This window comes from Comamonadaceae bacterium M7527, assembly GCA_021044545.1.
GTDB lineage: Bacteria > Pseudomonadota > Gammaproteobacteria > Burkholderiales > Burkholderiaceae_C > RS62.
The window spans coordinates 732,817-745,417 of record CP087990.1 but is presented as its reverse complement, the minus strand read 5'-3'; the positions used below and the strand labels follow the sequence as shown (position 1 = coordinate 745,417).

General features: G+C 57.5%; 7 protein-coding genes and 4 pseudogenes. 8 read left to right on the top strand and 3 right to left on the bottom strand.

From position 1 onward, the window contains the following. The first annotated feature begins 82 nt into the window (after positions 1-82). Positions 83-1,232: pseudogene (locus LN050_03490) on the top strand (NAD(P)/FAD-dependent oxidoreductase). A gap of 30 nt (positions 1,233-1,262) precedes the next feature. Here LN050_03490 and LN050_03485 read toward each other — a convergent pair. Then, positions 1,263-2,330 carry a quinone-dependent dihydroorotate dehydrogenase gene (locus tag LN050_03485; protein UFS56915.1) on the bottom strand — a complete coding sequence of 356 codons (1,068 nt, stop codon included), beginning with the start codon at positions 2,328-2,330 and terminating at the stop codon, positions 1,263-1,265. 66 nt (positions 2,331-2,396) lie between these two features. Here LN050_03485 and rpiA point away from each other — a divergent pair, with 66 nt between their 5' ends. After that, positions 2,397-3,068 (top strand): ribose-5-phosphate isomerase RpiA, encoded by a 672-nt coding sequence (gene rpiA, locus LN050_03480; protein ID UFS56914.1) that lies wholly within the window; start codon positions 2,397-2,399, stop codon positions 3,066-3,068. A gap of 21 nt (positions 3,069-3,089) precedes the next feature. On the opposite strand, the pseudogene LN050_03475 reads toward rpiA, so the two are convergent. Both LN050_03475 and LN050_03470 read right to left on the bottom strand, forming a co-directional pair. Beyond that, a pseudogene (locus LN050_03475) lies at positions 3,090-5,211 on the bottom strand (M3 family metallopeptidase). 132 nt (positions 5,212-5,343) lie between these two features. Continuing rightward, a complete protein-coding gene (locus tag LN050_03470; protein ID UFS56913.1) occupies positions 5,344-5,817 on the bottom strand; it encodes a YhbY family RNA-binding protein in 474 nt (157 codons plus the stop codon). A 57-nt stretch (positions 5,818-5,874) separates the two neighbouring features. Between LN050_03470 and LN050_03465 the strand changes: the two genes are divergently transcribed. From LN050_03465 to LN050_03440, 6 genes and pseudogenes are all read left to right on the top strand, one after another. Beyond that, positions 5,875-6,552: an RlmE family RNA methyltransferase gene (locus tag LN050_03465; protein ID UFS56912.1), complete on the top strand. Its 678-nt coding sequence runs from the start codon at positions 5,875-5,877 to the stop codon at positions 6,550-6,552. A 135-nt stretch (positions 6,553-6,687) separates the two neighbouring features. After that, positions 6,688-8,646, top strand: coding sequence for an ATP-dependent zinc metalloprotease FtsH (ftsH, locus tag LN050_03460; GenBank protein ID UFS56911.1), 1,959 nt, complete (start codon positions 6,688-6,690; stop codon positions 8,644-8,646). A gap of 92 nt (positions 8,647-8,738) precedes the next feature. Next, positions 8,739-9,642: pseudogene (gene folP, locus LN050_03455) on the top strand (dihydropteroate synthase). 71 nt (positions 9,643-9,713) lie between these two features. Then, positions 9,714-11,054 (top strand): phosphoglucosamine mutase, encoded by a 1,341-nt coding sequence (gene glmM, locus LN050_03450; protein ID UFS56910.1) that lies wholly within the window; start codon positions 9,714-9,716, stop codon positions 11,052-11,054. A gap of 16 nt (positions 11,055-11,070) precedes the next feature. Continuing rightward, entirely contained in the window at positions 11,071-11,562 is a 492-nt protein-coding gene (locus LN050_03445) for a GNAT family N-acetyltransferase (GenBank protein UFS56909.1), read from the top strand. Between the two features lie 150 nt (positions 11,563-11,712). Further along, a pseudogene (locus LN050_03440) lies at positions 11,713-12,539 on the top strand (GNAT family N-acetyltransferase). Positions 12,540-12,601 lie beyond the last annotated feature (62 nt).

Genomic DNA, 12,601 nt, shown 5'->3' with positions numbered 1-12,601 from the left:
CAGTCGTGCAGCCCGGGGCAGCATTGGTGTTTGTGCTGGGTCAACAAATAACCTCATTTGTGAGGATTTTGAAAGAAACGACATGCGTGATGTGCTGGTTATTGGTGCAGGTGTAGTGGGCTTGGCTGTCGCCAGGGAAATGGCTATGCGCGGTGACCATGTGGTGGTGGCTGAGCGTGCCGGGCATATTGGCGCGGGCGTGAGCTCTCGCAACTCTGAAGTGCTGCATGCCGGGCTTTATTACCAGCCCGGCTCGCTCAAGGCGCGAGCCTGTGTGCAGGGGCGGGCGCAGCTGGTGGATTTTTGCAATAGCCGCCACGTGCCATACCGGCTGTGTGGCAAGCTCATTGTGGCGACGCACCAGGATCAGGTTGCAGGCCTGGACGGCCTTTACGACAAGGCGCAAGCCAATGGCGTGCGTGTAGAGCGCCTCAGTGCGAGCCAGGTCAGGACGCTTGAGCCCGCCCTGGACTGTGTCGAGGCCTTGTATTCGCCAGACACTGGCATTGTGGACTCGCATGCGCTGATGCTGGCCTTGCAAGCTGACCTGGAAGCCCATGGCGGGCTGGTGGCGTTTGAATCCAGCGTTGTGGGCGGCCAGGTTGGTGGGGCTGTGGGCGACGCGGCAGGCGGGGCACAAGCTGCTCATCAGCAGCCGAAGCGATGAGCCAGGCTGCGCGCTGAGTACCACCGAGTGGGCGTTTGATGCCGTGGTGAATTGCGCTTCTTTGCATGCGGTGCAAGTGGCTGCCAACATAGATGGTTTTGACCCCGAGCTGTTGCCAACACCGCGTTTTGCCAAGGGCAACTACTGCGACTTGAGCGGCGTAGCGCCCTTTAGGCACCTGATTTACCCCGCGCCGCAAGACGCGTGGTTGGGCATTCACCTCACACTTGATTTGGCAGGGCGCGCGCGCTTTGGGCCTGATCAGCATTGGCTGGACACGCAGGACGCGAATGCCTTGGATTACCGCACGACCGAGGGTGTCGCAAAGGCATTTGAAGACGCGGTGCGTCGCTATTGGCCAGGCTTGCCAGCCGATAGCCTGCAGGCGTCCTATTGTGGTATTCGTCCGCGCATTTATGGCCCAGGACAAGCTGCGCCGGACTTTCGAATAGATGGCCCAGCCCAGCATGGCGTGGCCAACTGGGTCAACGCTTTCGGCGTAGAGTCACCCGGCTTGACCAGCGCCATGGCCTTGGCCCAGCATGTGGCGGGCTTGCTCGATTAATAGAATGAGAGATTGAGAGAGTGCATCAGACTACCGGCCGCGGTTTTTGAGCGCGAATGCACAGTCTCTTACCAGCGCTGGGCCTTTGTAGATAAAGCCTGTGTACAGCTGCACAACGTCGGCACCAGCGGCAATTTTGCCCACCGCTTTGGCAGCGCTGTCTATGCCGCCCACGCCAATGATGGGAAAGCTTTTGCCCAACAGCTGGCGCATGCTGCTGATGACGTGGTTGCTGAAGTCATAAACAGGCGCACCGCTCAAGCCACCCGCTTCACTGGCGTGTGGCATGCCGTCTACGGCCTCGCGGTTCAGCGTGGTGTTGGTTGCAATAAGGCCCCAGTCGTTGTTGGCTTGGCCAGTGGCATCGCAGCCGTAGCGCTTGAGCACTTGCGCAATGACGCTGATTTGCGCCTCGTCCAGGTCGGGCGCAATTTTGACGAATATAGGCTTGCGTTTACCGTGTTGCGCAGCCAATTGGTCGCGCGCATGGGACAAGGCGTCTAGCAACGCGTCCAGCGCGGCGTCGCTTTGCAGTTCACGCAGGTTTTTGGTGTTGGGGCTAGAGATGTTGACGGTGATGTAGTCTGCTTGCGCGTACACGCCCGCCAAACCCAGCACGTAGTCATTGGTGGCGTCTTCAATGGGCGTGATGGCATTTTTGCCAATGTTCAGGCCCAGCACCATGCGCTCGCGCAGGCGAGCTTTTTTCACGTTGGTTAAAAATGCGTCAAGCCCGTGGTTGTTAAAGCCCAGTCGGTTGATGAGCGCATTCGCTTTGGGCAAACGAAACATGCGTGGCTTGTCGTTGCCGGGCTGCGCTTTGGGCGTGACCGTGCCTACCTCTACAAAACCAAAGCCCATTTGTGTAAACGCATCTATGCAGCGGGCGTTTTTGTCCAGGCCTGCAGCCAAGCCCACACGATTGGGCAACGGGAGGCCGGCCAGTTCAAACGCGTCGTCAATGCGTGGCTGCTCGTACAGCCTGGACAGCGGCGTGTGTTGGGTGGCAGCCAGGCTTGATAGCGTGATGTCATGAGCAGTTTCAGCGTCCAGGCAAAACAAGGCGGCGCGAGCGAGTGGGTAGGGCAGTAAAGACATTGGATAATCAGGAGTTCAGCAAAAACGACAGGCCAGGTGGCATTGTCCCAGATCAAAGCACCCAACATGACACAAGACGAACTCAAAACACTGGTAGGCCAAGCGGCTTTGGCTTATGTGCAGCCCAACACCATAGTGGGCGTGGGCACGGGCTCAACGGTTAACAAATTTATTGACGCCTTGCTAGGCATGAAAGACCAGATCAAGGGCGCGGTGTCCAGCTCGACCGCGTCGACGCAGCGTTTGTTGGCTGGCGGCATTACTGTGTTTGATAGCAACGAGGTCGACAGCCTGGACGTGTACATAGACGGCGCAGACGAGATAGATGGCGCGGGCTATATGGTGAAGGGCGGCGGTGCGGCGCTCACGCGCGAGAAGATTGTTGCGGCCTTGGCCAAGCAGTTTGTGTGTATTGCCGACGATTCCAAGTTGGTAAGGACCCTAGGCCAGTTCCCCTTGCCCGTGGAGGTGATTCCCATGGCCACACAGCGCATTTGCGCGCAGTTTATGGCCATGGGAGGCCAGGCCACTGTGCGTCAAGCAGATGGCGCGCCATTGGTGACAGACAATGGGCAACACATTGTTGATGCGCGCGGCTTAAGCATTGCCGACCCATTGGCTTTTGAGTCCATGGTGAACCAGTGGCCTGGTGTGGTCACAGTTGGCGTGTTTGCCCACCAGCGCGCCAACGTGTGTTTGCTGGCCACTAGCGAGGGCGTTAAAACACTGACGTTTTAACGCCTGGCGATAGGTTTGCACTTAGGCGGGCGTCATGCCCTGGTGGCGCAGCAGGGCGTCCAGCTGGCTCCCGGCCCCTAAAGGCTATGAACGATGCCATGGCTGGGCGTGAGCCGCCCATCTCCAATATTTCGTTCAAAAAGCGTTTGCCAGTGGCTGCATCCAGTATGTTGCCGCTGGCTTTTGCGGCTTCTTCGAACGCGCCGTAGGCGTCTGCTGACAGCACTTCTGCCCATTTGTAGCTGTAGTAACCAGCCGAGTAGCCGCCGGCAAAAATATGGCCAAAGGTGTTGGCAAACCGGTTGTAGGCAGGCGCATGCATCACGGCTACCTCGTCGCGTACAGACTGCGCCAGCGCTTGCAGGTCAGGTTGGCCACTGGTGCGTGGCGCTTTGTTCATATGCAGCAGCATGTCAAACAGCGAAAACTCTACCTGGCGTAGCGTTTGCATGCCGCTTTGGAAGTTTTTGGCGGCCAGCATTTTGTCAAACAGCTCACGCGGCATGGGCTCACCAGTGTCCACGTGCGCCGTCATGCTGCGCAATACATCCCATTCCCAGCAGAAGTTTTCCATAAACTGGCTGGGTAGCTCTACCGCATCCCACTCCACACCACTGATGCCAGAGACGTCGTGCTCGTTGACTTGCGTCAGCATGTGGTGCAGGCCGTGGCCAAATTCATGGAATAGCGTGATCACGTCATCATGGGTAAGCAGGGCGGGTTTGCCGTCTAGGCCATCACTGAAGTTGCACACCATGTGTGCCACGGGTGTTTGTAGTTGCCGGGTATCTGGGCGCAGCCAGCGCGCGCGCACGTCGTCCATCCACGCGCCACCGCGCTTGCCGTCTCTGGCAGGTGTGTCCAGGTAAAACTGGCCTACCAGTTGCGCCGCTTGGCCGGCGCCTGCATCGCGCTCTATGCGGAAAAACTGGACAGCAGGGTTCCAAACCGGCGCCTGGTCAGCAGTGATGCGCACGCCAAACAAGCTTTGCACCACTTGAAACAAGCCTTCAAGCACCTTGTTTGCGGGCAGGTAGTTTTTAACTTCAGACTCACTAAAAGCGTAGCGTTGCTCTTTGAGACGCTCGCTGATAAAAGGCCAGTCCCAAGGTTGGGGGTCGTCCATGCCCAGTTGCTCTTTGGCAAAGGCGCGCAAGTCGGCCAAGTCTTGCTCGCCAAAGGGTTTGGCCTTGGCCGCGAGGTCGCGCAAAAAGCCAATCACCTCAGCGGCATTGGCAGCCATTTTGGGGCATACGGATAGTTCTGCGTAGTTGTCAAAGCCCAGCAGCTGGGCCTCTTCTTGGCGCAGCGCCACGAGTTCTTGCATGACGGCGGTGTTGTCCAACTTGGCCAGGTCTGGGTTGTTGGCTAGGTCAGCTTGGTCACTGGCGCGGGTCACGTAGGCTTTGTAGAGCGTCTCGCGCACGCCGCTGTGCTTGGCGTATTGCATCACAGGCAAGTACACCGGCATTTTCAAGCTCAACTGGTGCATGCCCTGGGCATGCCCAGCCTGTTTGGCAGCATGTGCAGTAGCCTGCAGCACGTCAGCGGGCACACCGTCCAGCTGCGCGGTGGGTACGACCAGGTTGAAAGCCTCTGTTGCGTCCAGGCTGTGCTCGCTGAACTGTTGGCCCAACCCGGCCATGCGCTCTTGAATGGCGGCAAACCGCGCTTTGGCCTCACCGCGCAGGTCTGCGCCGCCCAGCACAAAGCTGCGCAAGGTGTTGCGCAGTGCTTGCTGTTGCTCGCTGTTGAGGTCGTTTGCATTGATGGCTTTGTATTTGGCGTACAAGTCTTCGTTGGCACCCAGCTGCGTCCAAAATTCTGTCACCGCTGGCAATACCGCGTTGTAGGCCGCACGCAGCTCAGGCGTCTCGGCCACGCTTTTGAGGTGGCTGACAGCGCCCCACGCCAGTCCCAGGCGTTCGGTGGCCACGTCAAGCGTGGCAGCCAAGGCACTCCAATCAGCCTCAAAGGCTGGCGCGACTACGGTATCCAGTGCCGCTTTGGCTTGAACCAATAGTTCGTTTATAGCGGTCTCAACGTGTTGGGCCTCAATGACGTCAAACCGCGGTAAGCCGTCGTCTGTGCGCTGAAGCAGTGGGTTGTTGTTGAGTGAGTGGGGCGTTGCAGTGGTGGTCATAACGGGGCAATAAAAAAGCGCTTCCGGCAGCAAGCTGCGAAGCGCTAGGGCTAACAAGGTGCTAACGCATCAGCGCGGTCAGCAGTTTAGTTGGAGGCCTTGCCTCTTGTTTGAAGCGGGCTTTTAAACCACTCAGATACCAGGCCCACGTTTGAGGCTTTTGGTTTTGGGCTTGACACGCTTGACCGTGCCGCCTTTGGTCAGTCGCTCGTTGCCGAGCAAGCGTATTTGCTTGACCTCTGGGCGCTGGCCACCGCGTGTGCTGTACTTCAAGACCTTGACTGTGCGCGGGCCTGGCCTGCGGTCTTCGTCGACCTCGCGTTCTTTTTCTGGCATGGGGCGCCACAGCACCAGCAACTTGCCAATGTGCTGGATTGGTGCTGCGCTGAGTTGCTCGGCCAGGGTCTCCAGCCATTCGGCGCGAGTGGTGCGCTCGTCGTTCATGGCGCGCACTTTGATGAGGCCGTGCGCATTGAGCGCGGCGTCCACCTCCTTGATGACAGCGGCGCTTAGGCCGTCGTTGCCGATGTGCACCACGGCATCGAGGTGGTGGGCATCGGCTCTGTGGGCTTTGCGCTGAACGGGTGTGAGTTTGATTTGAGACATGGGACAATTATCGGCTATCGCAGCCTGTCTTTGGCATGCGTACAACAGGGTGTGGGTATGAAAGTTAAAACGCAAAGCAAAAAAGTTAACAAAGCGTGGCTAAACCAGCAAGTCAACGACCCCTATGTCAAGGCGGCCAAGCGCGATGGCTTCAGAGCGCGTGCGGCTTACAAGCTCAAAGAAATCGATGAAACCTACAAGCTCATACACCCCGGTGACTTTGTGGTGGACCTGGGAAGCACGCCGGGGGCCTGGAGCCAATACCTGCGCAGGCGCTTATCGCCCCAGGGGGCAGCCACAGGTGCACTAGACGGCCATATCGTGGCGCTGGACCTGCTGGACATGGAGCCCATAGACAGCGTGCACTTCATCAAGGGCGATTTTCGCGAAGACAGTGTATTGGCACAGTTGAAGGCCAAGCTGGACGATGTGCAGCCGGGGCGACTGGTGGATGTGGTGGTGTCTGATATGGCGCCCAACCTGTCTGGCATTGCCGCATCGGATACCGCGCGAGTCACGCATTTGATTGAACTGGCCGTCGACTTTGCTTGCGCGCACCTCAAGCCGGATGGCAGTCTGGTTGTAAAGCTGTTCCATGGCGGCGGCTACAGCCAGCTGGTTGAGTTATTCAGGGCCCATTTTTTGCTGGTCAAGCCTATCAAGCCTAAAAGCTCACGCAGCGATTCGTCCGAGACTTTTTTGCTGGGTCGTGGCTTGAAGGGTGTTTCAGGCTGATTTTCAGCTAAATCCACACGGTTTGTGGTGGTTGCCATGCGCTGTATCAAGGTGCGTGGTCTTGAAACCTCTAGAATAAGTCTCACATAGTGCAGTGCCCACCTCGGGTTTTTTCTTTATTGCGGAGCCTTCCCCTTGAACAATCAATGGTTTTCAAAAGTTGCTGTTTGGATGGTGATAGCCATGGTGCTATTCACCGTGTTCAAGCAGTTCGAAGGTCGCAGCACCAGCAACGCTGGTACCGTGGGCTATTCTGAGTTCATCAACGAAGTGCAAAGTGGGCGCATCAGAAGCGCCACCATTTCGGAAAATAGCAATGGCACCGAAATAGTAGCCATCACCACTGATGAGCGTCGTTTGCGCACTACCGCCACTTACCTGGACCGCGGTCTGGTTGGGGACTTGTTGGCGAACAACGTGCAGTTTGACGTGAAGCCGCGTGAAGAAGGCTCATTCCTCATGACACTGCTGGTGAGCTGGGGCCCCATGCTGCTGCTGATTGGTGTGTGGGTGTACTTCATGCGCCAAATGCAAGGCGGTGGCAAAGGTGGTGCGTTCAGCTTTGGCAAAAGCAAGGCCCGCATGATGGACGAGAACAACAACGTGGTCACCTTTGCTGATGTGGCCGGTTGTGACGAAGCCAAGGAAGAAGTGAAAGAGGTGGTGGACTTTTTAAAAGATCCACAGCGCTTCCAGCAACTGGGCGGGCGTATTCCACGCGGCTTGTTGCTGGTGGGCCCTCCTGGCACGGGTAAAACATTGCTGGCAAAGAGCATTGCCGGTGAAGCCAAGGTGCCTTTTTTCAGTATCTCAGGTTCAGACTTCGTCGAGATGTTCGTGGGTGTGGGCGCGGCCCGCGTTCGCGACATGTTTGAAAATGCCAAAAAGAACGCGCCTTGCATCATTTTTGTGGATGAAATTGACGCGGTTGGCCGCCAGCGTGGCGCAGGCCTGGGCGGCGGTAATGACGAGCGTGAGCAAACGCTCAACCAAATGCTGGTTGAGATGGACGGTTTCGAGACCAATCTCGGCGTGATTGTGGTGGCTGCCACCAACCGCCCAGACATTTTGGACGCCGCTTTGCTGCGCCCAGGTCGTTTTGACAGACAAGTTTACGTCACGCTGCCTGACATTCGTGGTCGTGAGCAGATCCTGAATGTGCACATGCGCAAGGTGCCTGTTGCAGCTGACGTGAACGCGTCCATCATTGCCCGTGGCACACCTGGTATGTCAGGCGCTGACCTGGCCAACTTGTGTAATGAAGCGGCTTTGATGGCTGCAAGACGCAATGGCCGCACGGTTGAGATGCAAGACTTTGAGCGCGCCAAAGACAAGATCTTTATGGGCCCAGAGCGCAAGAGCATGGTGATGCCCGAAGAAGAGCGCAAAAACACGGCTTACCACGAGTCTGGCCACGCTCTGATTGGCCATTTGCTGCCCAAGTGTGACCCCGTACACAAAGTCACCATCATTCCGCGTGGTCGTGCGTTGGGCGTGACCATGAGCTTGCCTGAGGCCGATCGCTACAGCTATGACCGTGAATACATGCTCAACCAGATCAGCATGTTGTTCGGTGGTCGCATTGCTGAAGAAGTGTTCATGAATCAAATGACCACGGGTGCCAGCAACGACTTTGAGCGTGCCACGCAAATCGCCCGCGATATGGTGATGCGCTACGGTATGACCGACGCATTGGGCCCCATGGTGTACGCTGAAAACGAGGGTGAGGTGTTTTTGGGCCGCTCTGTGACCAAGACCACCAGCATCAGCGAGCAGACCATGCAAACAGTAGACGCTGAGGTACGCCGCATCATTGACGAGCAATACAAGTTGGCACGTGACCTCATTGAGAAGCACAGCAACGAAATGCACGCCATGGCCAAAGCACTGCTGGAGTGGGAAACCATTGACGCTGAGCAAATCGCCGATATCATGGCCGGCAAAGTGCCGCGTCCACCTAAAGACTGGTCCAAGCCAGCCGCAGACGCCGGTCATGGCGGCAGTGGTGGTAACGGTGCGGTTGCAACTGAAACACCAGTTGCAGAGGTGTCAGCCAAAGAGCCGCCTGCAGACCCATCGCCGACCACGGCCTAAGCTGCTGGGTTGCAGCTAATGAATGCGGGGCTAGATAGCCCCGTTTCTGTTTGTCGTTCAAAATCCTGTTGCGTCTCACGCCCAACTTTTCAATGTCAACCCTGTTACATCAAGCGCCTCTAGTAGCGGTACCCACGACGTGGCAGACCACACGCCACGTGATTGACCTCTCCGCGCCAAAGATCATGGGCATTGTCAATGTCACGCCAGACTCTTTTTCTGACGGCAGCACCGACATGTCTCATGCAAGCGGCATTGCGCGGGCAAGGGCTGCGGTAGAGGCCGGTGCCCATATATTGGACATTGGTGCTGAGTCCACCAGGCCAGGCGCAAGCCCTTTGGGTCAGGAAATGGAGTGGGCGCGCTTGCAGCCAGTGCTGCAAGAGGTGTTGCGGTGGGGTGTGCCGGTGTCAGTGGATACCTACAAGCCAGCCGTGATGCAGCGTGCCCTGGACATGGGCGCAGACATCATCAACGACGTGTGCGCTGCGCTGGCATGCAAGTGACGGCCTGTCCGCCGAGCAAGTCATTGGCGCGCACAACAGCTGTGGCGTGTGCCTGATGCACATGAATGGCGAGCCTGCCACCATGCAAGTCAATCCTGTCGAGGGCGACTTGGTGCATGCCGTGGCCGAGTTTTTGCACCAACGCGCACAAGCTTTGATGCACCTTGGCGTTGAGCGCCCTCGCATTGTGTTGGACCCCGGTATTGGGTTTGGCAAGACAGTGGCGCAAAACTTTTCACTGCTTGACGGGCAACGTGCCTTGCTGGACTTGGGCTTTGCCGTGCTGGCGGGCTGGTCGCGCAAGTCATCATTAGGTGCTGTTACCGGGCGTGATGTTGGTCAGCGCGTTTCTGCCAGCGTGGCGGCTGCAGTGCTCGCGGTTTGCCATGGTGCCAGCCTTGTGCGTGTGCATGATGTTGCCGCTACCAAAGACGCCTTGGCTGTTGTGGCCGCGGCCCAGGCTGCAGCCCCAGTCGGTCGCACCGCGTAAGAGATAATCAAAGGCTTGGCTGCCCCAATGTGGGCAAAGCCGTGGCGCAAAACATTACTGTAAAACAACACATGAGTCGCACTTACTTTGGTACAGATGGCATACGCGGTCGCGTTGGCGAGTCGCCCATCACACCCGATTTCGTCATGCGCTTGGCGCATGCGGTAGGCCGTGTACTGAAGACCCAACTGCCTGCAGGCGCGCCCAACCCCAAAGTGCTGATAGGCAAAGACACGCGCATTTCTGGCTACATGCTGGAAAGTGCGATGGAGTCGGGTTTCAACTCGGCCGGTGTAGACGTGGTGCTGTTGGGCCCAATCCCAACGCCTGCAGTGGCCTACCTCACGCGTGCCCAGCGTGCTGCGCTTGGTGTGGTGATCAGTGCCAGCCACAATCCATTTGAAGACAATGGCATCAAGTTTTTTAGTGCCTTGGGTGCCAAGCTGCCAGACGCATGGGAGCGGGCTGTTGAGGCGGCCCTCAAGGAAGAGCCCAGCTGGGCCAGCTCGGCAGACCTGGGCAAGAGCAAGCGTCTAGACGACGCGGCAGGCCGCTACATCGAGTTTTGCAAAAGCACGTTCGACAAGTCGTTAAGCCTGAAGGGCATGAAGATTGTTGTGGACGGCGCCAATGGCGCGGCCTACCACATAGCGCCCAAGGTATTTCACGAATTGGGGGCTGAGGTCATAGCCATAGGTTGCACGCCAGACGGGCTCAACATCAACAAGGACGTAGGCGCCACGCACCCACAAGCGCTGGTGGCTGCTGTGCTGGCCAATCAAGCCGATATTGGCATTGCACTCGATGGCGATGCCGATAGGCTGCAAGTGGTGGATGCGGCAGGGCGCTTGTACAACGGCGATGAGTTGCTGTATGTGCTGGCACAAGACCGCATGAACCAGGGCCAGACGGTGGCAGGCGTGGTCGGCACGCTTATGACCAACATGGCCGTGGAGCTGGCCTTTAAGCGCAAGGGTGTGGCCATGGTGCGCGCCAACGTGGGCGATCGCTACGTGCTGGAACAGCTTGAAAGCAACAACTGGCTGCTGGGTGGCGAAGGGTCTGGTCACCTGCTGGCGCTGGACAAACACACCACTGGCGACGGCCTCATCAGTGCGTTGCAGGTGCTACAAGCTTGTGTGCGTGCCAACGTGACGCTGGCTGACATGCTGGCGGATGTGCAGCTGTTTCCACAGACCTTGCTTAATGTGAGGCTTAAGCCTGGTCAACAAGGGTGGCAAAGCAATATTGCCCTTAAGGAAGCCATCGCTGGTGCCGAGCAAGAGTTGGGTGAGACTGGGCGTGTCCTGATACGTGCCAGTGGCACAGAGCCTTTGCTGAGGGTGATGGTTGAGGCAGCAGACGCTGCGCAGGCCAAAGCGCTGGCAACGCGGCTTGCTGAACTCATTTAATTTTTTAATGGCTCATATGTCTGAAAAACCAATACAAGTTGTCTCTGCTGACATGACTTTGGCCAGTCATGCGCAAGCCGTGCTGATGCTGTTAGACGATTACGCGCGTGACCCAGCCGGGGGCGGACAAGGGCTTAGCGACTACGCCAAGTCCAATCTCATTTCAGCCATGAAGTCACGCGACAGCATGTTCAGCGTATTGGCTTATGACGGTGAGCAGCCTGTTGGCCTGGTCAACGCCATAGAGGGTTTTTCAACCTTCGCCTGCAAGCCATTGGTCAACGTACACGACGTCACGGTACTGGCTTCGCACCGCGGCAAAGGCATTGCCAGGCAAATGCTGGCCCGTGTGGCAGACATTGCCCGCAAGCGCGGCGCCGTCAAGCTGACGCTTGAGGTGCTGAGTGGCAACGCGCCCGCGTTGAAGGTTTACACAGACTTGGGCTTTAAGGGCTACGAGCTAGACCCTGCCATGGGCAAGGCGCAGTTTATGCAGATGGCCTTGTAACGCTGCGCCGCCTAAGCGTGCGTCGCTCACACAACAACCGACGCGTGTCACACATTATTCATTAAAGTGACACAAGCCTGTCATCAAGGCTATACAAACTTGCACCCATGGCCAGCCGTTGTTGGACTGGCTTTTACGGGAGAGCGTTTGATGACCGGCTTATCGCATGCAACAGGGCAGGCAACACACACAGACATAGCATTTGAGCGTGCGCAGTCGCCAGCAACAAGCGACAAAAAGCCCGCTGGTATCAGCGTGCAATGGGCTAGAACGCAAGATGACGTGCGTGCCGCGCAGCGGTTGCGCTATCAGGTATTTGCCGCAGAGTTGGGTGCGCAGTTGGTTACGCGTTTGCCTGGCCATGACGTCGATTTATTTGATGACTTTTGTGAGCACTTGCTGGTACGTGAGCGGGGTAGCAACCAAGTCATTGGCACCTACCGTGTATTGACGCCGGCCCAGGCCAAGCGCATAGGCAGCACATACAGCGATACAGAGTTTGACTTGACCCGCCTGCGTGACATACGCACACGCATGGTTGAGTTGGGGCGCAGCTGTGTCCACCCAGCCACAGGCATGGCGGCGTCATCATGGCGTTATGGAGCGCATTGTTTGAATTCATGAAGCGCAACAAACTGGACATCATGGTGGGTTGCGCAACGGTGCCCATGAGCATGAACTGCGCACACGGCGTGGTGCATGGCGGCCATGGCGCAGCCAGTTTGTGGCATCAGCTTCAGGCCACGCATATGGCGCCCATTCAATACCGCGTCACGCCGCGTTTGGCACTGCCTGTTGAGCGTTTGGACACCAGCTTGGTGGTTGAACCCCCGGCTTTGATACGCGGTTATCTGCGTTTGGGTACTAAAATTATGGGTGCACCAGCCTGGGATCCTGACTTTAACGCGGCGGATTTACCCATGATCTTGTGCCTAGATGACATGCCGCCGAGGTACCGAAAGCACTTTTTTCTATAGGGCCCTGGCCGGTTTGTGAGCTGTTGTCACAGTTTTGTCATATGGCCACGCCAGCATGACCA